Here is a 22935-nt window from a genome sequence, read left to right as displayed (position 1 = left end):
GTGTGGGGGAACGGGTGCTCTAGGGAGCGGGGGTGAAGAAGACGTCCACGTAGTAGTTGGAACTGCCGTAGCTGGCCTCGGGGAATCCGCCGGACGCGGTCGGCAGGAAGCGGCCGTTCTGGGCGGTCCCCGCGGTGAGCGGGCCCGACGTCTTCGGGGCGGTGAAGTAGCCGGATGCCGCGGAGTACCGGCCCTGCGGAGCGAAGTAGGAGACGACGTAGGTCTCCCCGGGGGTGAGCGCCACCGGTGTGCTGAGCGCCGCGGCCTGCCAGCCGCTCGACGTCTCGCCGCTGAAGGCGACGGTCGCGAGCGGGGGTCCCCCGGTCACCGCCCAGAGGTGGCCGACGTGGGCGCCGCCGTTGCCGGGTCCTTTATAGAAGCGGATGCCGGTCACCGACCCCGCGACAGAGGTGGAGAACGACATGCCCAACTCGATGCCGCCCGTGTCGGTCGTCGGCGGCCCGCTCGGCGTCTCGGTGCCGAACAGGGTGGTGCCGGTGGGGACGGTCGGGGTGGTCGGCGGCGTGCCGCCTCCCGTGGAGGCCACCGTGTAGACGACGTCGACGAAGTAGTTCGTGGCGTTGTAGCTCAGCGTGGGGAACCCGCCGCCGGCCGCGTAGGAGAACCGGCCGTTCTGCGCCGTGCCGGCGGTGAGCGGCCCGTTCGAACTGGGTACCGCGAAGTAGCCCGACGTGTACGGGTAGCGGCCCTGGGGCGCGAAGTACGACACCACATAGGTCTGACCCGGGGTCAGCGCGACGGGTGAGGAGAGTTGCGCCGTCTGCCATCCCGTCGCCGTCTCGTTCACGAAGTTGACGCTCGCGTACTTCACGGTGCCGTCCGCGTTCCACAGGCTGCCGACGTGGGCGCCGCCGTTGCCGGCCCCCTTGTAGAAGCGGATCGCGGTGACGGAGCCCGCGACACTGGGCGAGAACGAGACGCCGAGTTCTACCGGCGAGGTGTCGGTGGTCGACACGATCTGCGGCACCTCGTCGTCGAAGAGCGTGTGGTTGGTGAGCGTGGTCGTCGCCTCATTGACCGTCGTGAACGACCAGTTCTGGGTGGCGAGCGTCGCCCCCTGCGTGGAGACCACCCCGGCGAGCGACACCTGCACGACGGCGCCGTTGGGCAACGGGGACGCCGGGGTCAGGGTGATCGTCGTACCGTCGGACGAGAGGGTGGTCGCCCCGGCGATCGCCGATCCGCCGCTGGTCGCGGCGAGCGCGTACCCGGGGGCGACCGCGCGGGAGAGCTGCGCGGTGATCACCGAGGACCGCGGCACGAGCGTGGTGCCGTTGCCGGGGGCGGCGGCGACCAGCGTGATGGTCTCGGCGGCGGGCTGGAACTCGACGTCGACCGAGTAGCTCGTCGAGGTCTGCGCGGTCGGAACCACGTCGGCGTACGAGTAGACACCGCCGTTGGCCGGCACCGTCAGGGGGCCGCGAGCGAAGCCGTTGGCGTACTCGACCGATGTCGCCGAATAGCCGCCGACGGGTGCGCGGTACGACGCGGTGTAGGTGCTGCCCGCCGTCACCTGCACCGGGGTCGGCAGCGTGACCGTCTGCCAGCCTGCGCTGGACTCGGCCTGGAAGGTGGCCTCGATCATGCGCTGGTTGGCGCTGTCCCAGAGCGCTGCGACGTGGGTGCCGGTGTTGCCCGCCGCCTTGTAGAACTTGATGGCGGTGATGGTGCCGTTGGCCGCGGGTGTGAACCGCACACCGAGGGTCACCGCAGCGGTGTCCCCGGTCTGGATCGTCTGCGGAATGGATCCGTCACCGTAGAGACTGCACGGGCACACGCCCGCCGCGGGTGTCGGCTTCGCCGTGGTGAAGGTCCACGAGCCGCCGGACGAGATGCCGTTTCCGAGTGCGTCGGTGCCGCCGATCGTCACCGTGTAGGTGGTCGCCGGGGCGAGGGCCGCCGACGGCTGGAAGGTCACCGTGCGGTTCGGGGCGTCATAACTGGTGGTTCCGGCGACCGCGGCACCGCCGGCCGCGGTCACGCTCGCGGTCACCGTGCCGGCGACCGCGGGCTTGGAGAAGGTCGCGCTGACGGAGGCGGCGACCGGGAGGCTCGTGGAGCCCGCGATCGGACGCTGGGTGGTGACGACGAGCGGGGAGGTGTCGACCGTGTCGAAGATCGCGTCGACGTAGTAGTTCGCGTAGTAGTTCTCGTAATCGGTGTACCCGGTGTCGGTGTACCGGCGGTCGGTGAAGGTGCGGTCCGGGAACGTGGTCGCACCCGAGGCGAAGACGCCGGCCGGGTCCGCGTTGTAGCCGCCAGCGACGGTCATCGGCGGCGCCGACGAGCCACGGCTGATCCAGTGGTGGGAACTGACCGCGTAGTGCCCGCTCGGCGTGTAGTACGAGATGACGTAGGGCGTGCCGGCGGTCACGGGGTACGGGCTGGTGAAGTTGGCGCTCTGCCAGCCTGTCGCCGTCTCGTTCGCGAACGTCACCGTGGCCAGCTGCACCCCGGCCGCCGACCAGAGCGTGCCGGTGTGCGTGCCGACGTTGGCCGCGCTCTTGTAGAACCGCACGCCCGAGATGTAGCCGCTCGTGGTCGGGGTGAACCGCAGGCCGAGCTGCAGCGCGCCCGCGTCGAGCGAATCGGCGACCTTCGGCACCTCCAGCCCGAGGATGCTGTACGGCCCGGTCACCGAGAACGACACGGTCTTCGGAGTTTCCGAGTAGTTGCCGCTGTCGTCGACCGCGCGGATCTGCACCGGCGTGATGCCCCTGCCGTGCTGCACGTAGGAGTAGCTCCAGCTCGTCGTGCCGGTGGCGGGGTGCCAGGTCTCGCCGCCGTCGGTGGAGACGTTGACCCCGGCGACGAGCCCGCCGACGTCGGACGCCGTACCGGTGAGGTTGACGACCGTGCCGTTGGGGACGGTGGCGCCGGCGGCCGGGGACGTCACGACCACGGTGGGCGCGGTCTCGTCGGTCGAGGCGGATGCCGCGACGAGCGGCGTCACGAGGGTGGTGGGCTGCGCGCCCATGTCGGCCAACAGGTTCACCTGTGCCTGCTGCATCCGGATATCGGCCGGTGCGCCGTCGCCGTCGTGGGTCTGGTCGAGCCCCCAGGTCCACTGGATCGTGCCGGCGCCGAACACGAGAGCGCCGCTCTCGGCCCGGTAGAGCGTCAGGTTGTGGGTCGTCGTGCCCGCTTTCACGACGCGGCCGAAGTCCTGCAGATACTCGGGGGTGCTACCCGTCGTCGCCGACATCCTGACCAACCCCGACGGACGGAAGCCGTTGTCGAGGTCTTCGTCGGACTCGTAGCCGATGGTGTGGGGAGCGAGGGCCTGGGTGGCCCCGGTCATCCCGGCGAGACCCGTGTTGCGCCACATGCGCATCTTGCCCTGCGCGGCCGTGACGGTGACCGCCAGGTCGTCGTCGTTCGCCATGTACGCGGTGCCGGTGAGGGCGTTTTCGGGCAGGCCGCCGCCGTTCGCCGGGGAGGCGAAGCGGGGGTCGCGCCATGTTCCGGTCCAGGTGCTGCTCGGGTCGATCTTGGTGCTGGCCCACGTCTCCTTGTACGAGACGAGGGTGCGGTACGGGGTGTTCGTGAGGTCGGCCGAGGGCTCGTACCGGGTGTGCCAGTAGGCCTCGTTGCCCGACAGGAACTGGAGGTCGAGGCCAGCGTCGCGCGCCGCCTCCACGTTGGCGCGCTGCCCGGTCGACCAGTACTCGTCGTGGCCGACGGAGAGGAACAGCTCGTGGTTGGTGAGCAGGGAGCCGTAGCGGTCGGTGTCGACACCGCTGAAGTAGCTGACGTCGTAGCCGTTTTTCTCGAGGAACCGCACGAGCGGGTACTCGGCGCTGAAGTAGAAGTCCCGCCCCTTGTTGTGTTCGCGGGTGGCGATCGGGCGGTTGTAGCTGATCTTGTAGGCACGTCCGTTTTCCGCGCCCTCGTAGAAGTCGGCGCCGCCATACGGGTTGTAGGCCTGCCAGGTGGGGTCAGAGGTCTGGAACAACACGGCCGAGTGGCTCGACTGGTTGCGCACGACGAAGGTGATGTGGCTCTTACCGCCGGTGTCGCTGCGGGTGAGCAGGGCCACGTACACGCCGGACACGGCGGTGGACGGCACGGCCCACGACGCGGAGACGGACCAGGTGCCGCAGTCGGTCAGCTCGTAGCGGCTGTCGGTGATGCACGCGGGCTGGGCGGCCTGCGGGGTGTGCAGGGGCGTGACGCTCGTGACCTTGCGCGCGCCGAGGCCCTGGTACCAACCGGTGCGGTAGATGTCGATCGTGTAGTTCGGCGCGTCGGTGTCGATCTTGAAGTCGATGGTCGACCCCACGTTGACGCTGATGTCGGTCGAGAATCCCTGGATGGTATCGTCGCCGGCACCATCGATGTCCCACACGTCGGGGCTCGTGCCCAGCTTGGTGTTCTCACAACTGATGACGTTGCCGCTCGGCCCGCACTCGCCGGCGGCGGCCGCGGGCGCGGCGGGGACGAGGACGGCGCCGACGAGCGCGGCGATCAGAACAAACGACGCACAAATTCGGGTGAGCGCGCCGCCACGGGTGCTAGGTAAATGCAACATGCTGCCTCCGGGTAACGACGACATAGTGGCACGCGACTTGCCGCTGCAAAGACCCCCAAATGGGTTACAGAAAGAGGCGAATAAGATTCCCGGTTCACCCCCCGAAAGCGGGGTGCGGCGCGCGAGTCAGTGCGCTTCCCAGAATTGCCTCCTAGGCTTATGCGATGGCTACCGTAAACCTGACCTCCGACGATTTCGAAACCACAGTCCTCGAGCCCGGAATCGTGCTCGTCGACTTCTGGGCCGAGTGGTGCGGCCCCTGCAAGCAGTTCGGCCCGATCTTCGAAGAGGCGAGCAACGCCAACCCCGACATCACCTTCGGCAAGATCGACACCGAGGACCAGCAGGCGCTCGCCGGCGCCGCGGGCATCACCTCGATCCCCACGCTCATGGCGTTCCGCGACGGCGTGCTCGTCTTCTCGCAGCCCGGCGCACTGCCGGCTCCCGCGCTCAACCAGGTGATCGACGCCGTGCGCGGCCTCGACATGGAAGACGTGCACAAGCAGATCGCCGCGCAGCGCGAGGCGGACGCCGCGGCTCCTGCGGCTGCGGAGTAACACCACACAGCGGGTTGAGCCTGTCGAAACCCCTTCCACGGGGAGGGATTTCGACAGGCTCGATCCGCTTTTCGGTTTTCGCCTAGTTCGCGGCGACGACCTCGAGCAGCGCCTCGCCGTACTTCGCGAGCTTGTTCTCGCCGACCCCGCTGATGCCGCCCAGTTCGACGAGCGAGTCGGGGCGGGAGATCGCGATTCCGCGCAGCGTCGCATCTCCGAAGATGATGTACGCCGGAACCTCCTGCTCCTTCGCCTCGGCCGACCGCCAGGCGCGCAGCGCCTCGAACAGATCGACGGATGCCGCGGGCAGGTCGGACGCGACCTTCGACTTCTTGGCGGCGCGGGAGGTGCGCTCGGGCTCCTTGCGCAGCTTGACGGGACGTGAGCCGTCGAGCACGGACGCGCTCAGCTCGGTCACCGCGAACGTGCCGTACTCGCCGGTCACCTGCAGCAGCCCCTGAGCAAGGAGCTGCCGCACCACTCCGCGCCACTCCTGGTCGGTGAGGTCGGCGCCGATGCCGAATGTCTTCAATTGGTCGTGGCCCTGCTGGGCGATTCGCGGCGTCGTCTTGCCGACGAGGATGTCGATGATGTGGCCGGCACCGAAACGCTGGTTGCGCTCGCGCAGCAGACGCACGACCGTCGACAGCAGCTTCTGGGCGGGAATGGTGCCGTCGACGCCCTCGGGCGGCGACAGGCAGGTGTCGCAGTTGCCGCACGGGGCCGAGTTCTCTCCGAAGTACGCCAGCAGCTGCATCCGTCGGCATTCGATGGTCTCGCACAGTGCCAGCATCGCGTCGAGGTTGGCTCCGAGGCGGCGGCGGAACGCGTCGTCACCCTCGGACTGCTGGATCATGCGGCGCTGCTGCACCACGTCTTGCAGTCCGTAGGCGAGCCAGGCGGTCGACGGGAGTCCGTCGCGGCCGGCGCGGCCGGTCTCCTGGTAGTAGCCCTCGACGCTCTTCGGCAGGTCGAGGTGCGCCACGAAGCGCACGTCGGGCTTGTCGATTCCCATTCCGAACGCGATCGTGGCGACCATCACGACACCGTCTTCGCGCAGGAACCGCGACTGGTTGGCGGCGCGGATACGGGAGTCGAGACCCGCGTGATACGGCAGGGCGGTGATGCCGTTCTCGACGAGGAAGTCGGCGGTCTTCTCGACCGAGGCGCGCGACAGGCAGTAGACGATGCCCGCATCGCCGGCGTGCTCGGTGCGGATCAGCGAGAGCAGCTGCTGCATCGGCTGGTTCTTCGACTCGATGCGGTACTGGATGTTCGGGCGGTCGAAGCTGGAAACGAAGTGCTTCGCCTCGCCGAGCTGCAGCTTGGACGCGATCTCTTTGTGCGTGACCTCGGTGGCCGTCGCGGTGAGTGCGATGCGCGGCACGGTGGGCCAGCGCTCGTGCAGCATCGACAGCTGCAGGTAGTCGGGGCGGAAGTCGTGGCCCCACTGCGACACACAGTGCGCTTCGTCGATGGCGAATAGCGCGATCGTTCCGCGGTCGAGCAGGTCGGCGGTGGCCGAGACGCGCAGGCGCTCGGGCGCGAGGTAGAGCATGTCGAGCTCGCCGGCGAGGTACGCCTGTTCGACCTCGCGGCGCTGCGCGGGATCCTGCGTCGAGTTGAGGAAGCCCGCGCGCACACCCACAGCGGTGAGGGCGTCGACCTGGTCCTGCATCAGCGCGATGAGCGGCGAGATGACGACGCCGGTGCCGTCGCGCACGAGCGAGGGGATCTGGTAGCAGAGCGACTTGCCGCCGCCGGTGGGCATCAGCACGAGGGCGTCGCCGCCGGCGATGACGGTGTCGATGATCTCGGCCTGCTGGTTGCGGAACGAGTCGTACCCGAAGACCTTCTCGAGCGCCTCGAGGGCGGTGGGTGCGGGCCCCGTGCGAACCGCGCGCCGAGGCGCGGCCACGGTCGCGGAGCTTGTCGATTGGCCCGACCCCGCTGCACCGAAACCCTCACGGTCGGGGAACGGCGCCTCGTCGTCGAACGGAGGCTCCGCGAAGGGATCGAAGGGGGGTTCTTCCTCGGGGTCCCAGGGGATTTCGGCGTTCCAACTCACCCGGCGAGTTTACCCAGTGCCACCGACCGGCGCTGGCGCGCTGTGGAGAACTCCACCCCCGAATTGGGTGCACGTTATCGCGCGTAGTGTTTGCGCTTTCAGCGATAAGCTCACCTTCGGAGCGGTACCCGAAAAGCTAATACCGCCGCTCCCAACTCAGAGCGCCTCCCGCGGCCGTGTCGAGTCAGCACCATGGTGTGCATGACCGGTACGGCCGCGTTTCTCGTTAACGTGACGGTCCCTGAGCTCGCCCTTCGACAGGCTCAGGGACCACCTTCGACAGGCTCAGGGACCGATCGTCAGAAGACGATGACCAGGGACGGCCAGCCGAACGAACCGAGCAGTTCGTCGTTGCCCTCGTAGCGTGCGGTCAGCAGGTGCAGTCCGCGGCCGAGTCGCGGCAGCGTGACCGTGTCACGTCCGCCATCCGCCTCGTCGAGGGTGATCGTCGTGAGCGGGCGCAGCCCGTCGTAGACGACCACGTTGCCGGTCGGAACCACCCCGTCGGCCCGCACGGTGACCGAGTACGTCACCGGCGAGTTGCCGAACACGATCAGCTTGTTCGCCGACCCGCTCGTGCTCGTCGGCAGCTTCTCGGCCGGCTCCTCCGGCGCGACGACCGCGACGGGCACGTCGATCTGCGTTCCCGTCTCCGGCACCGTCACGGTGAGCACCAGGGTCCCGGTCGGGGCGTCCGCCGGGATCGTCACCGCGACGCTCGCGCGCCCGACCTCGTCGGTCGTGTCGACGATCGCGGGATCGATCGGTGCGCTGCCGAGCTCCACACCGTCGGCACTGACCACGGCGGTGCCGGCGTTCGGCTCCCCCGCGCTGAACAACAGCGACGACAGCGTCAGCGTCAGGCTCTCGCCGGGCGCGTACCCGGCGGCGTCGGCGGGCGCCGTCAACTGGGCGCCGACGGCGCGCTGCGCGTAGTCGGGGGTCGCGACCGGGTTCGCCTCGAAGTAGTCGACCATGCTCTGCAGGTCGATCTTGCCGGTGTCGGCCCGGTTCGTGCCCTGCGCGAGGGTGACGAAGTTGTCGCCGCCCGACGCCAGGAACGAGTTGACGGTGACCCGGTAGGTCGCCGCGGCATCCACCGGTTCGCCGTCGACGTAGATCGCGTCGATGTGGTCGCCGGCGGCGGCCGCCGGGTCGTAGGTGTACTCGACCGTGTCGGAGAGCCCGAGCTTGAGGAACGGCCTGCTCGACCCGGCCGGCTGCCACTGCTCCTCGAGCACCGACTTGAGCTGCGCGCCCGTCAGGTCGAGGGCCACCAGGGTGTTGGCGAAGGGCTGCACGCCCGCCGCCTCCTGGTAGGTGACGACACCCTCGGCGTCGCCGGGGGTCGCCGGGTTGAGCGCGTACTTCAGGTCGCTGCGCAGCCCGCCGGGATTCATCAGCGCGAGCTGCGAGCCGGAGTCCTGCGTCGCCCAGAGCTGCACGTCGGCGACGAAGTTGCCGAGCGTCGACTCGCCGCCGCGGTTCTCCGAACCGGTGGACTGCAGCGCACGGTTGAAGTCGGCCTCGATCTCGCCGACCGGCACCGATCCCAGTTCGACCGCCACGGCCACGGCGTCGGCGACGATCGCCGCGACCTCGGGGTCGGGCGGGAATGCCCCGGCGAGCGACAGGATCTCGGCGGAGATGCTGAGCAGGTCGCCGGTGACCGGGTCGACGCTCACCTTCATGTCGCTGTACTTCTCGCCGTACTGGCCCGACGAGAGTACGGGCCGCAGCGTCGAGGTGCCGGGGATCGGGATTTCGTGGTCGTAGGCGAGGTGCGTGTGCCCGGAGACGATCGCGTCGATGTTCGCGTTGGAGCCGGTGACGATACGCCCGAACGCAGAGTCGTCGGTGGCGCTCGCGATGTCGGTGGTCGCCGCGCCCTCGTGCACGAGCAGCACGATCACGTCGGCTTCGCCGTTGGCCTCGTCACCGTCGCTCAGCAGGTCGGCCACCCGGTTGACCTCGGGCACGACCTCGCGCACCTCCAGGCTCGCGATGCCGTCGGGGCTGACCAGGCTCGGCAACTCCTCGGTCATCGCGCCGACGAAGCCGACCGTGACGTCGCCGAACTCCTCGAGCGCGAACTGCTGGAACGCCGGCTCGCCGGTCGCGCGGTCGTAGAGGTTGGCCGAGAGGTAGTCCCAGTCGGCGCGCGGCAGGATGCGGTCGTCGACGTCGTCACGGCCCTGGTCGAACTCGTGGTTGCCGAAGGCGCTCGCATCGAGGCCGATCTCGTTGAGCGCGTCGATCGTCGGCTCGTCGTTCTGGATGAACGAGGTGAACGTCGACGCGCCGATGAGGTCGCCGGCCGCGACGAACACCGTGTTCGGGTTCGCGGCACGGTACGCGTCGACCATCCCGCCGATCACTGCGGCGCCCGCGATGGGCGGAGCGGCTTCGAGCCGGCCGTGGAAGTCGTTGATCGACAGGATGTCGATGTTCACCGGCGCCGGCGCCGAGTCGATGCCGACCTTGATCGGGTCGTGGTCGCTCGAGCGGAACGGCGTGCCCGCTTCGGCCGCGCCGAACTCGTAGCCGCGGTCGCTCCACTCCGGTGAGTTGATGTTCCAGACATCCACTCCGGTGACGGATGCCGCGAGCTCGGGCGTCGCGAAGGCGTGGTCGAGCGACCCGAGCTCACCGTCGAAGGTGTAGGTGTACTCGCTGGGGTCCTTGGTCGGCACGAGGTCGACGAGACCCGCGGCGGTCAGCACCTGGGCCGGGTCCTCTTGGCCGTAGGCGTTGAAATCGCCCACGAGCAGCACGTTCTCGCCCTTGGCCGGGTCGGCCGTGATGCCGCCGACGAAACCGACGAGGCTGGTCGCCTGCTCGACGCGCTCGGCGTTGAAGAAGCCCTGCAGGTCCGCGGGCTCGGGGGCCGTGTTGCCGGTCGGGGCGCTCTTCGACTTGAAGTGGTTCGCCACGACCGTGATCACCTTGCCGTTGGCGACGGTCTCGAAGATCTGCGCGACCGGTTCGCGGGCGATGTCCCACACCGTCTCGTCCACCTGGGCGAAGCTGTCGCCCACCGGGGTGGCCGCGGCCGGCTTGTAGATGATCGCGTTGGTGATGAAGTCGGTCGTGGCCGCGTCGAGCAGCGGTGCCGGCGTGGGCACGAACGCCCAGGTGCCGGGGGCGCTGGCCGCGTTGAGGGCGGCGACAAGGTTGCCGAGCGCCTCGTCGGGAGCCTCGCCGAGCTTCACGGAGTTCTCGATCTCCATCAGGCCGACGACGTCGGCGTCGAGCGCGTTGATCGCGGCGACGATCTTCGACTGCTGCACCAGGAAATGCGCTTCGTCGTCGGCACCGCGGGCGTCTCCGCCGAAGGTGGTGAAGTAGTTGAACACGTTGAAGGACGCGGCCGAGACATCGCCGCCGACGTCGGCCGCGGCATCCGTTCGGGGGTTGAGGGTCTGCCAGATCGGCTCGAGGGCGGCGTACTCCGCGGGCGAGGTGTCGCTGAGCGGGCGCTGCGGCTGCAGGCGCCAGTCGTCGAAACCCCAGCCGAGGATCATGCCGGCGTCGGGCGAGACGAAGGCGTCGCCGTTGCGCACGACCGTGTCTGTCTCGAAGAAGGGCTGGCCCCCGGGGTGTGCGGCGTTGGAGACCTGGATGCTGTAGCCGTCGTCGACCAGTAACCGGTTAGCCCGGTTAGCGGCGGCGATGGCGGCCGCCGCATCGCCCGCGTCGGTGGTCTCGGTCGCCTTGACCGCGAGTTCGCCGACGTTCAGCCAGAGCGTGCCGAAGTTGTAGAGCTGGTGGCTGGAGCTGAGTTTGGCCGATTCCGGGGTGACGAGCATGCCCTCGTAGGCCTCGCGGGCCGCTCCGACCACGGAATTGGGGAGCACTGTCGGCTGCGGCACACCCGCGCCGGCCGTGACGAGCTCGTACGAGGCGGCGGATGACGCGGTGATCTGTGTCTGGCCGTTGAACTCGCTCGCGGGGCCCGTCACCCGCACCAGGTCTCCGATCGCGACGGCGGGGTCGGCGTTGGCGGCGAACACGAAGATGCCGTCGGAACGCCCGGGAGTGGCATCCGTCTCGCCGCCCGAATCGGCCGCCTGGAGGTAGAACCCGCGGTAACCGCTCGCCGTCGAGGCCCGGTAGTCGCCGGTGACGACTCCCTCGACGGTGACGACCGTGCCCGCGAGCGGGGTCGCGGCGCCGTCGCCCTGCACGTCGGCGATCTGGTGCGTCGGCTCGGCCGCGAGCGCGGGGGCCGCCGTGAGGGCGGAGAAGCCGAGCGCGAGTGCGACCGCTGTCGCTGTAGCGACGACGCGCCTCGAGCGGGTTCGGAACGGGGCTGATGGCGTCGTCGTCAACATGCGGGATTTTCTCCTTGGCCGGCGGAACGGGCTGTACCCCGAACGGGGGTAGTTCGTAGCCTATTCATAGCTACCGACCGATGTCGAGGTTTCGCCAACAGAAGTCACCGGCCGGTAACACGCGGTTCACCGGTGGGAGGGGCTACGCGGTCGGTCGGGCCCGGCGGAACGAGAACCACTTGTGGCCGACGTAGGAGATCACCGTCGTGACGACGACGGAGACGGCCTGGGCGACGAGTGGGGGCAGGTGCAGCAGCTCGACGAGGGCCGGGAGGACGACCGTGTTCACGGCGAGGGAGACCAGGTAGACGCCCACGAACCGGGTGAAATCGGCGACTACGGTGCCGCTCACGCGGAAGGTGAACCGGCGGTGCAGAAAGAACGCGAGCGGCACCGCGACGGCGTACGACAGGTAGAGGCTGAGCAGGTACTGCCCGAAGAGCAGCTCGAAGACGACGAAGAGCGCGTAGCCGACGACGGTGTTCACCCCGCCGACGAGCAGAAAACGGAACTGCTCCCGGGCGAGGAGGCGCTGGATCAATCGCTCCTAGTGGGCGCCGGTGGGCGCGACGACCGCGCGGACCGTGCGGAAGAGGATGAGCAGGTCCGCGGTCATCGACCAGTTCTCCACGTAGTAGAGGTCGAGGCGGATCGCGTCTTCCCAGCTGAGGTCGGACCGGCCGCTGACCTGCCAGAGACCGCTCATACCGGGCTTCATGATGAGCCGGCGGTGGGCGATGTCGTCGTAGAGGGCGACCTCTGCGGCGCGCTGCGGACGGGGGCCGACGAGGCTCATCTGGCCGAAGAGCACGTTGAACAGTTGCGGGAACTCGTCGATCGAGTACTTGCGGATGAACTTGCCGATGGGCGTGATGCGCGGGTCGTTGATGACCTTGAAGAGCGGGGTGTCGGAGGTGCCCTGCGCGTCGAGCAGGCTCTCGAGCTGGTCGTCGGCATCCTTGACCATCGACCGGAACTTGAGCATGCCGAAGGGGCGGCCGCCGCGGCCGATGCGCTCCTGGCGGTAGATGAGATTGCCGGGGCTCGTGGCCTTGATGATGATGGCGACGACGAGCAGCGGGATCGACAGCAGCACGATGAGCAGGGCCGAGCCGGCGATGTCCGACGCGCGCTTCGCGAAGCGCTTCGGACCCTCGAGCGTCGGGTACTCGACGTGGATGAGCGGGAGGCCCGCGACGGGCCGCGAGTGGATGCGGGGGCCCGCAACGTCGGTCAGCGCGGGGGCGACGATCAGTTCGACCTCGCGTTCGCCGAGGTCCCAGCCGAGCTTGCGCATGTCGATCGGGCCGATGTCGTCGGCTCCGGTGAGGATCACGGAGTCGATCTGGTAGTCGTCGATGCCCTGCAGCAGGTCGTTGAAGTCGCCGAGGACCGGGATGTCGTCGTACAGGTTCAGCGACGTGGTGCCGCTGCGGGTGAAGGCGCCGACGATCTCCATGCCGGTGCCGGGCGCGCGACGGATCGTGTGCGCCACGTGCACGGACTTGAGACGCTCGCCGACGAGGATGGCGCGGGAGAGGAACGCGCCCTCTTCCTGCTGCTTGCGGAGCCACTGGCGCCACGACCACCGGGAGAGCAGCAGCAGTCCGAGCCCGAACGGGAGGGCGGTGAGGAAGTAGCCGCGGGCGAGTTCGATCTCGCCGAGGTAGGCGACGACGGCGAGCACGCCGAACATGCGGAGCGTGGCGTCGGCGACGCGCTTGTACTCGAGCGTGCCGCTGCCGATGATCTTGCGGTTGCGGGTCGAGTAGGCGGCGAGGACGAACAGCCAGGTCGCCGCGACGATGAGGGATACGGCGGTGTAGCCCAGGGTGAGGGAGATGTTCCAGGCCAGCTGACGCGACTCGAAGCCGAACCAGATGAGCTGGGTGACTCCGACCGATGCCGCGACCACGAAGATGTCAGAGACTGCGATGCGGAATGCGTAATTGCGCTGCCACGCAATCCTCCGCACACGGTTAGCTGTTCGCGTCCGCTCGGCAGTCATAGTCCTCTGTTCCCTTCGTCCTGACATTGCGACGAGTTCCGCACGAAGAGCGACAGATGGTCGCTCATTTGATAGGCGAGTGTCACAATACGCCAAATCAGGCCTGCCTAGCAGCCGACAGACCCACCGTGCGCCGGTCCGCCCGTCGCCATATGATGCGGCTGCGCCCTCGCGGGCGCGGAATCACGGCGCTGTGCGCGGCCAGTTACGGACGGATTCCGCGCTCCCAGAGGGCGCGAGAAATAATCAGCTGGTCGCGCTGATAGACGAGGCTGCGCAGGATCATGGCGACCGCGATCCCGATCAGCGCACCGATCGAGTTCGATGCCACGTCGAGGGGCGTGGCGAACCGCGCCGACAGGAACGTCGCCTGTGTCAGCTCGATACCGACGGAGAACGCCGGGCAGATGATGATGGCGAGCCACCAGATGCGCTGGGGCAGCAGCAGCGAGACGAGGAACCCGATGGGCACGAACATGATGATGTTCGCGGTGAACTCGAGCTTGTTGTAGCCGAACCAGAGCGGAACGCCGCTGCGGTAGAGCACGGACATAAAGCGGTTGACGGCGCCCTCGTAGCCCTGATCGAGCGGGGTGGGCCAGAGTGTCGCCAACAGGACGACGAGGAGCGTCGATGCCAATCCGATCAGCCCGAGCCACAGTCTCAAACGGCTCCGAGGGGGAGCAGTGCCGGGTTGCGCCATGGAATGTTCTCCTATCAAGGGCGTGGCACGAGGCCTCGCCCTTCATCGCCGTGGAAGTACAGACTAATCGGCTCCCCCGGCCGGCCCGCGCAGCTACCGCGCCAGGGCCGCCATGATCCGGTCGCCGAGGAACGGCGCCAGCGTTTTCACGTAGGTACCGCTGACGTGGTTTGAGTCGGCGTAGGTCACCACGTCCCCGATCACCGAATAGCAGGTGTCCTCGTCGCAGAAGTAGTCCGTCATGTCGATGAGCGGGACCCTGTCATCCAGGGTCGTCGCGGTGATGAAGGCGTTGTCGGGGACACTCGCCGACCGCTCGGTGGAACACGGCGATTCCACGGCGACACTTTTCGCGAGACAGTTCGGCACGTTGGACTGTCCCGTGCCGGGCACGTCGCGCACGAACACGACCTGCTTGCCGGATTCCTCGACAGCCGTCCAGGTCGAGGCGATCTCTTGGGCGGTCAGCTGCTGGTCCGAGGGCACGGCCGCGCTCAGATATGCGACCGAGAAGTTAGAGAAGGCAACAACGTCGATATCGTCGCGTTCTTCAACTTCGTCGAGTACGCGACCCGACCACGTGGTGCACTCGTCCTGAGCCCACTGCTCGCGTCCGGGGACGATGATCGTGTTGACCGTAGCGGCAGGGCACCCGACTCGCAGATAGGTGACGACTCTCCAGCCCTGCTCGGCGAAGTACTCGTCGAACGCGGGCACGAGGGACGCAGCGTGCGAGTCGCCCACGAGCGCGATCGTCGCCGTCGGATCGGTCGTGTCGCCGTATTCGCAGCTTGCCCACTCGACGCCGGGCTCCGCGACACACCAGTCGGGGTCGAGGTCAGTTGCCGCGAAGCCGATGTCAGTGCGGTCGGACAGGTCGAACTTGCCGGCACAGTCGGCGCCCTCTGCCATCGCCCGCGCGCCGAAGCACGGGGCGTCGCTGTCGAGCTGCTCCTGCGCCCAGACACGGGCCTGGTCCTTCTCGCGGTCGACGAGCACGGACCCGCCGGTGGAGACAGTGATCAACAGCAGCGCACCCACGACGGCGAGCGCAAACGAGGGCCAGCGGCGGCGGGCCCACCAGCGCCCCGACCGCACCGGGTCTTCGACGAGAATCTTGGTCAGATAGCCGAGGAGCACGCTCACGACGGCGATAGCGACCTTGCCGACGACGCCGAGTTCCGCATGGAACACGAAGGGGAAGAGCACGATGAAGGGCCAGTGCCAGAGGTAGATCGCGTACGACCAGTCACCGACTCGTTGGATCGGTGTCAGGCTGAAGAGCCGGCGAGTCAGGGATTTCGGTCCCGTCATACCCGCACCGACGATGAAGAGGACCGACCCGACGACGGGGATCAGAGCGATCGAGCCGGGGAACGGCGACGAGTCCTGGAAGACGAAGGCGGATCCGCCGATCATTGCGATTCCCAGCCACGTGGCGATCTCGCCGACGACCGGCGCTTTGGTCGAGCCGGCAGGCGAGCCGAGCTTCGGCCAGAGCACGATGCCGGCGGCGAGCAACGCTCCCGCGGCGAACTCCCACGCGCGGGCGAAAGTGCTGAAGTAGGCGAGCGGCTGCGAACGGTTCGTCTGCCAGATCGAGTAGGCCAGCGACACCAGGAACACACCGACCAGCGCGACCGTCACGGCGAGGCGCACGCTCGGCCAGAGGCGTCCAGCGGCGACGCGGGAACGTCCGATCCGGACGATCGCCAAGACGACCACGAGCAATACGGGCCAGCCGATGTAGAACTGCTCTTCCACCGACAGCGACCAGAAGTGCTGAACCATCGACGACGCGTTCTCCGCGCCGAGGTAGTCGACCGCGTCCCGGGCCAACAACCAGTTGACGAGGTAGATGGCGCTCGCGCCGATCTGCTCCAGGTTTTGCTGCAGCACGGTGTTGGGCAGCCAGATCAGCGCCGCGACAAGGGTCGCGGCGAGTACGAGAAGGGACGCGGGTAGAAGCCGTCGGATTCGGCGCGCCCAGAACCGGCTCAGCGAGACGGTGCCCGTGCGGTGCACCTCGCCGAGCAGATGAGAGGTAATGAGGAAGCCGGAGATGACGAAGAAGACGTCGACGCCGACATAGCCGCCGGGCAGCTGTGCGGGCCACAGATGGTAGACGACGACGATGAAGACCGCGGCGGCGCGCAGTGCCTGGATCTCGGGGCGGAAACCTCCGCCCGCGACGGACTTCGTGCTGTTGCCGTCCTTCGTGGTCGCCACCGGCGGGACTGATTGCTCACTGCTCATTGGTGGTCGATCCGATCTATGGGTGCGGCAACCGCGGAGCGGCGACGGGCGAGATCACGGTCACGAGACGGCTGGTTCGTGGCCGCACATCTGATTGCTACTGGGCGGGTTCGGTGAGCGTGGGCCAGCCGGGTTCGGCCGTATTGCGTTGAACGCGTTCCATGATTATGCGGTCGTACTGGCTGTAGTCCACATAGTCGAGCAAAGATCCAAAAGTAACCTGCTCGAAGAATGTGGACAACTGAGGAATCGAGTGGGCCTGGAGGAACGAGTCGCCCAGGATGAGGGTCCGGCCTTCGACGAGCGGGGCATCCGTCGTCTCGTTCTCGTAGTGGGTCATCTCGGTGCCCTCGGAGTTGGTGATCGTCGAGCGTTCGGTCGTGACACCCGGGCGGTCGAAGACGATCTCGTCGCGGTCGGCGGGGATGGCGAGGCCGATTGTCTTGAAGAGGTCGGTGACCTTCTCTTCGCCCGGCTCGATCTCGTAGTTCTCGAGAGACTCGAGCACACCGCTGGGCGCTTCGTCGTCGGCGACCAGTCGCTCGAGCAACTTCGTGGTGAAGACGCTCGCGCCGTAGGCGTTCCAGTGGCTGTCTCCGTAGTAGTAGACGCCACCGTCATCCGCTCTCTCGGCGTCGAATTCTTCGACCTCGTCCCAGAGGGTCACGAGAGGCAGTTCGCCCTGTGCCGCCCAGCCCTGGACGGTCTCGCGGACGGGGTCGGTGCAACGCAGAAGCGAGTGAGCCGTACCCCCGAGCTCGTCTCGCCTGATGGTCGACTTGTCGGGCGCGACCACGTAAAGGGCATAGACACCTTGGGCCTCCGCCACAGCGGCGTCGGTCGTCAGGCTGTCTTCGAGAATTCCCAGCCGCGTCGCGTTCGTGCGGCACGGGAAGATGAAGTCCGACGCGAAGAACGGCTGGCCGCCGCCGCTGACGTAGGTGCTGCTGTTCGGGCTGCGGTGCAGGAGGAGGGCGCTGACGGATGCCGTCGCCTCGGCCACGTAGACCTGGGCGCCGAGGTCGTCCCGCAGTGCGGAGTCGACCGTTGCCCAGGTGGCGGGATCGGCCCAGTTCGACGTGGTCAGGTCGGGGAAGGCGCGCTGCTCGCGGTTCTGGCGTTCGGCGACGTTGCCGGGGATCAACCAGATCGACAGCAGCAGAGCAGACCCGCAGGCGACGGCTGCGAGAACCGTGCGTCGGTCTTTCTTATTCGCGTCCATGTGAAGAATCTCTCAGGCTCAGAATTGGAAGTAGAGGAACGGGCTGAAGTCGGACAGCAGCACCCCCGCGATCGTCACGACGAACAGGACGGGGGCGACCGCCCAGCCACGGACCTTGCTCACGGCGAGGTTGCCCTCGGTCGGGGCGAAGACACGCTCGAAGCCGGTGCGCTTCGAGGAGGCGAAGAACGCCAAGGCCCCGAGAATCAGCGCCGCGATCGAGAGCGACGTCAGCGAGGTCAGGATCTGCGGGGCGACGAAGTCGGCGGGGTAGCGGAACAGCATCGCGCGCCAGATCTCGACCGAGTGCTCGAAGTCGGTGGTGCGGAACGGCACCCAGGCGAACAGGATGAAGAACGCGGTCAGGATGCGCCGCACGAGGAGGAAGCGCTTCGAGTCGCGCAGCCCCGTGGCCCGCTCGATCAGCATCGCGGCGGCTTGCAGGCCACCCCAGATCAGGAACCCGACGAGGGCGCCGTGCCAGAGCGATGTCAGCGCGAACACGACGAGCAGGGCGCCGTATTCGACCACCGCTCCCCGACGGTTTCCGCCGAGCGGGATGTAGACGTAGTCGCGGAACCAGCGCGTGAGCGTGATGTGCCACCGCCGCCAGAAGTCGCTGATGCTGTGCGACGCGTACGGCGAACGGAAGTTCTCGGGGAAGTGGAAACCGAGCATCGCGGCGAGACCGATCGCCATGTCGGAGTAGCCGCTGAAGTCGAAGTAGATCTGGATCGCGTAGGCGATCGCGCCGATCCACGCCCCGGGTGCCGATAGCTGGCCCGAGTACGCCGCGCTGTCGAACATCGCGTTGGCGACGAGGCCCGCGTTGTCGGCGATGAGCACCTTCTTGGCGAGACCCCAGGTGAACCGGCTCGCCCCGTATCCCAGCCGGGACGGGGTGATGACGCGCGGGTTCTCGATCTCTTCCTTGATCTCCGCGTATCGCACGATGGGGCCGGCGATCTGGTGCGGGAAGACGAAGAGGTACATCAGGTAGGACGGGAACGACCGGGTGAGCGGGAACCCGGTGCGGGCGGAGTCGACCGCGAACGACACCGCGTGGAAGGTGAAGAACGAGATGCCCAGCGGCAGGATCCAATCGGCGGCACCGAAACTGTCGGCGAGCCGGGTGAACCCCGGGACGCCCGACTCTGCGGCCTGCGGGATGTACTTGAAGACGAGGAGCGGGATCAGGATGATCGCTACCGTCAATGCCAACGGCACACGCGCGGCGCCGGGGTGCCCCGACTGCACGCGCTTCTTGGTGATGTACCAGCTGACCCACGTGGCCACGAAGCTGAAGACCGCGACGAACGAGATCGCGACGATCTCGCCGCCGACGCCCCACCAGTAGAAGAGCACGCTGGCGAGCAGCAGCCACCAGTTACGCGTTCTGCCGTGGACCGGGAGCAGGTGGTAGACGAGCAGTGTCACCGGCAGGAACACAAACAAGAATGTCGGGCTCGAGAAGACCAATGACGCCTCTTTTAGTGGATGACAGCTCGGCTTGCGGTGCGGCAGGCCTCAGAACGATGGACGGGGTGATTCTGCGTGCGACGGTGGCTCTACAACGCCGCGAGCAGATCGTCGAGCGATTTGACTGCCCGGGATGTCGCGGCCGACAGTACGCCGTCGTTGGCCAGCCGCGGCTCAACACTACTGACTTCCGCGATACTGCCGACGCGCGGCACCTCGAATTCAGTAGCGAAAGTCACGACCTTGGGCAGATCCGACACCGCGACCATCGGGCGGCCGAGCAGCATGGACGCGTACAGGGCGTGCATTCGCGAGCCGACGACGGCCGATGCGCCGGCGATGATGCTCTCGGCCTCCGGCCAGGACAGGGTCGACGTCACCCGGTCGAACAGGGCGAGAGCCGCGGGTTCGACGGCTGCGGAGTCGGTCAGGCCGTCTCCGCTCTGCGACATGTTGAGGAACACGACCGAGCCGTACTTCGCGCGCAGCGCCGAGACGTGCTCGGCGGTGACGGCAGCCGCGTGCTTGCGGTTGAGCGTGAGCACCAGCGGGCCGCCCTCGGTCGCGGGCGCGGTGCGGTGCGAGAGCAGGAGGCTCGCATCGGCGCCGACGTGGGCCGTGCCGCGGAGCTGGCCGTTGACCCGCTCGGCGCTCGTCGTCTCGCGCACGAAGACGGGCACGTTGTGCACGGCGAAGCGCAGGAGCATCTTCGGCAGGAAACGCTCGACCGGGTCGCAGCCGACCGCGTAGAAGCCGACGGGTGTGCCGGTCGCCTTCGCGACGCCGACCACCGTGGCGCAGAGACGCGGCAGGCCTCCGAGACCGTGCTTCGGTCCGTCATCCTGAAGCAAGGTACCGCCGCCGATGATGACCGCGTCCGCGGCACGGACGGCGCGGACCAGGCTTGCCACGCCGTCGAGCTTCAGGCGGGGTTCGCCGTCGCCGTGACGCTCGTGGCCGAAGTCGGCGACGAGCGGCGAGTGCCCGCGGGCACGGAGCGCCTGGACGAGGGCGTCGGTGAGGAGCGCGTCGCCGAGGTTGATCGCGACGTGATCGTCGCCCGTGCGGTCGGAACTGACAACCAGAATCTTCACGAGACCAGCCTTTCTGGGGTGCGGCGTGTTCGGCCGAGAACGAGGATGGCGACGCCCAAGAAGACGAGCTCGATGGCGGCGGTGGCGATCGCGAGCCCGAACCCGCCCCACGCGAGAGCGCAGCCGGTGACGAGGAGGAGCGCGATGACTCCGGTGGCGACGGTGACGATGAGGCGGGCGCGCACGCGGCCCGAGCCGAGGAGGTAGGCGACGATCGCGTAGTTGCCGCACTTGAACGCGAAGGCGATGGTCACGGGGATGTAGAACTCGGGGCGCAAGGCGATGTCGAGCAGGGTCGACACGATCGGCCAGCAGAAGATCACGACGAGCGCGATGGCGAGTCCCGCCGAGAGGAACATCAGCCAGAGGCGGAGCGGAGACTTGTCGGCCTTGATGCGCGGGATCATCTGCACCGACAGCGTCGCCGGTACGAGTTCGAGCGCCTGCACGACTCGGAAGATGACGGCGAGTTCGGCGGCCACGTTGAGCGGCAGCAGAGCGGCGGCGAGGAACATCGGCGACTGCGAGTAGAGCGCGCTGAGCGAACCGGTGAGGCCGATCTCGAGCACCTTGCGGAAGAGCTTCGGCTCGGGCTTCGCCTCGGTACCGAGACCCCGCCGGACCAGAACGACGACCACCGCGAGGGCCGCCGCGGAGACGAGCGGCATGAACATCAGCACGTCGAGGTTCGACGCCAGCAGCGCGATGCCGACGACGGCCAGCTTGGCGACCCCGGTCGCGATGTCGGGGGCGGCGAAGAGGTCGTCGCGTCGGTTCACCAGCAGCGGTGCCTTGGCCGCCCGGCCGACGCCGTCGAGGGTCTGCGACAGCGCGAGGGCTATCAGGATCGCGAAGTGGCCCGTGTTCAACCCGTCGGGGGAGATCAGGATCAGGAAGACGAACACCGCGACGAGCACGACGGCGGCGATGCAGGCCTGCAGGCCGAGCACCATCGCATAGGTGGCACGGTTCTGCCGCTCGCGGTTCAGGCTGAGCAGGTAATTCGCGGCGCCCGAATCGCTGATGACCGAGAACGACGCGAGAACACCGAATCCGGTGACCAGGAAGCTCTGGAGGTCGCCCTCCGTGAGTCGGGTGATCGCCAACAGCGAGGCCAGCTGCGCGATGCGCAGGAGGCCCGTTCCCGCCGTGGGTGCCAGGAGCCGGGCATAGCGCACTAGTCCACGTCCCCGTTACTGAGAGCGGGTTCCCCGCTTCGTCGGCGTTGCCATCGGGCGGGGACGCGGACGAAGAACAGGACGAGGACCAGGATGAGTCCCAGCACCGAGAGGTAGCTGAGGCGGTAGAAGGCGGGGAACACCTCGACGGCCGCGAGATAGACGACCATCAGCATCGCGGCGGTTTCGAGGCTGAGGCCCGGCAGCAGGCGTGCGCCGCCGCGGGCGAGGATTCCGATGATCACGCCGGAGAGCAGGGCGACGACGATGGCGCCGACCCAGTCGAAGCTCACGTAGCCCCACACCGGCGCGGGAAGGCGCAGGCCGCCCGAGCGGATTTCTTCGATGTCGGTGGTCGGGTTGAGGGTGGTCAACGTCCAGACCGACGGGTTCCACTCGAAGTTGCCCGGGATCAGCCCGCCGACGAAGGTGCGACCGAGCGTGAGCTCGTAGTTCGGCAGCCAGGCGGCGAGCAGCTTCAGCTGGTCGGGGATGTCGGGGGCGCCCGATGCGATCGAGCTCATCAGGTTCTGCCCCGACTTGATCACACTCTCGTACTGCGAGAAGCCGAGAAGGGCGAGGATGACGTACAGGGCACTGCCCGCGACGTACACCGCGATCAGAGCGGCAAGGTACGCGATGAAGAAGCGCTTGTAGTACGCGAGCACGACGCCGAGGGCGATGAGCGCCCCGCTGACGGCCGGTTCGCGCAGCAGGCAGAGCAGCATGACGCCGATGGTCGCGGCGAGGATGACGATCCACCACACCTTGCGGCGGCGGGTCCAGGCGTACACGCCGACGATGGGCAGAAGCACCGGGATCAGCGTCGTGACGAACCGGTAGGGGATCGAGACCTGCTCGTACGGCTCGTGGTAGATGCCCTTGAAGAACTTGGCGGCACCGGGGTCGGCGGTGAGCGCCGGCACGAAGCCCATCACGGCGAAGCAGACGATCAGCACGATGACGGAGGCGACCGAGACGACGAGCACCCGGCGGGGGGCGTCGACCGCCGCGCGCACGACGAGACCGCGCACCGCGGCCTCGCGCTTCTCGCCGAAGAAGCGGTCGACGAGGACGCGCCCGATCAGCGTTCCCGCGGTCATCGCCACGAAGCCGTAGCCGACCAGCCGCGTGTACAGGATCACCAGGTCGTTGTCCCACGTGCCGAACACGTCGAGACCGAGCAGGGGCAGCACGTAGGCCGGAATCGCGAACGCGACCTGGAGATGCGCGGGGATGTTCCACCGGCTGGGCCAGGCGACGTAGGAACCGACGCCCATGCCGACGAGCGCCAGGCAGGAGAGGATGTTGCGGGCGATCTCGCCGGCCTCGCCCGTACCGTCGACGACGGCGGGAATCTGCAGGCCGATGAGCACGACGACGGCCGCGCCGAGGATCAGGTTGGGCAGAAGCCCCAGTTCACGGAAAAACGCCAGTACACCTGCGAACGGTTGTCCCGGGCGATTCGTCCGTGTGCTCATAGT

At 67.9% G+C, this 22935-nt stretch carries 13 protein-coding genes; 1 reads left to right on the top strand and 12 read right to left on the bottom strand.

Annotation, left to right across the window (positions count from 1 at the left end; genetic code table 11):
• Positions 1-19: 19 nt before the first annotated feature.
• The gene (locus tag HD599_RS17355; RefSeq protein ID WP_184239953.1) at positions 20-4552 is read right to left on the bottom strand and encodes a DUF4082 domain-containing protein; all 4533 of its coding nucleotides are present in this window, start codon (positions 4550-4552) and stop codon (positions 20-22) included.
• Between the two features lie 164 nt (positions 4553-4716).
• Between HD599_RS17355 and trxA the strand changes: the two genes are divergently transcribed.
• On the top strand, positions 4717-5109 hold the full coding sequence (gene trxA / locus HD599_RS17350) for a thioredoxin (protein ID WP_184239951.1): 393 nt from the start codon (positions 4717-4719) through the stop codon (positions 5107-5109).
• 82 nt (positions 5110-5191) lie between these two features.
• Here trxA and recQ read toward each other — a convergent pair whose 3' ends face one another.
• The 11 genes from recQ to HD599_RS17295 form a co-directional block, all read right to left on the bottom strand.
• A complete protein-coding gene (recQ, locus tag HD599_RS17345) occupies positions 5192-7177 on the bottom strand; it encodes a DNA helicase RecQ (RefSeq protein ID WP_425489171.1) in 1986 nt (661 codons plus the stop codon).
• 299 nt (positions 7178-7476) lie between these two features.
• Entirely contained in the window at positions 7477-11511 is a 4035-nt protein-coding gene (locus HD599_RS17340; protein ID WP_184239949.1) for an ExeM/NucH family extracellular endonuclease, read from the bottom strand.
• Positions 11512-11653: 142 nt separating this feature from the next.
• Positions 11654-12052 (bottom strand): GtrA family protein, encoded by a 399-nt coding sequence (locus HD599_RS17335; protein WP_184239947.1) that lies wholly within the window; start codon positions 12050-12052, stop codon positions 11654-11656.
• Positions 12053-12058: 6 nt separating this feature from the next.
• Positions 12059-13426 (bottom strand): sugar transferase, encoded by a 1368-nt coding sequence (locus HD599_RS17330; protein ID WP_343062145.1) that lies wholly within the window; start codon positions 13424-13426, stop codon positions 12059-12061.
• Positions 13427-13724: 298 nt separating this feature from the next.
• A complete protein-coding gene (locus HD599_RS17325) occupies positions 13725-14159 on the bottom strand; it encodes a VanZ family protein (protein ID WP_184239943.1) in 435 nt (144 codons plus the stop codon).
• A 156-nt stretch (positions 14160-14315) separates the two neighbouring features.
• Positions 14316-16451 carry an SGNH hydrolase domain-containing protein gene (locus HD599_RS17320; RefSeq protein WP_184239941.1) on the bottom strand — a complete coding sequence of 712 codons (2136 nt, stop codon included), beginning with the start codon at positions 16449-16451 and terminating at the stop codon, positions 14316-14318.
• 124 nt (positions 16452-16575) lie between these two features.
• A complete protein-coding gene (locus tag HD599_RS17315; RefSeq protein ID WP_184239940.1) occupies positions 16576-17700 on the bottom strand; it encodes an alginate O-acetyltransferase AlgX-related protein in 1125 nt (374 codons plus the stop codon).
• An 18-nt stretch (positions 17701-17718) separates the two neighbouring features.
• Positions 17719-19137: an MBOAT family O-acyltransferase gene (locus HD599_RS17310; protein WP_184239938.1), complete on the bottom strand. Its 1419-nt coding sequence runs from the start codon at positions 19135-19137 to the stop codon at positions 17719-17721.
• Between the two features lie 131 nt (positions 19138-19268).
• Positions 19269-20273: a polysaccharide pyruvyl transferase family protein gene (locus HD599_RS17305; RefSeq protein ID WP_184239936.1), complete on the bottom strand. Its 1005-nt coding sequence runs from the start codon at positions 20271-20273 to the stop codon at positions 19269-19271.
• Complete coding sequence (locus HD599_RS17300) at positions 20270-21451, bottom strand: lipopolysaccharide biosynthesis protein (protein WP_184239934.1); 1182 nt, start codon at positions 21449-21451, stop codon at positions 20270-20272. The genes HD599_RS17305 and HD599_RS17300 overlap by 4 nt, the downstream gene beginning before the upstream one ends.
• Positions 21451-22932, bottom strand: coding sequence for a hypothetical protein (locus tag HD599_RS17295; protein WP_184239932.1), 1482 nt, complete (start codon positions 22930-22932; stop codon positions 21451-21453). The genes HD599_RS17300 and HD599_RS17295 overlap by 1 nt, the downstream gene beginning before the upstream one ends.
• Positions 22933-22935: the final 3 nt, after the last annotated feature.

Source organism: Conyzicola lurida (assembly GCF_014204935.1).
In the GTDB taxonomy this organism is placed as follows: Bacteria; Actinomycetota; Actinomycetes; order Actinomycetales; family Microbacteriaceae; genus Conyzicola; species Conyzicola lurida.
The sequence above is the reverse complement of the archived record's forward strand: the minus strand, read 5'-3'. Positions and strand labels throughout refer to the sequence as shown.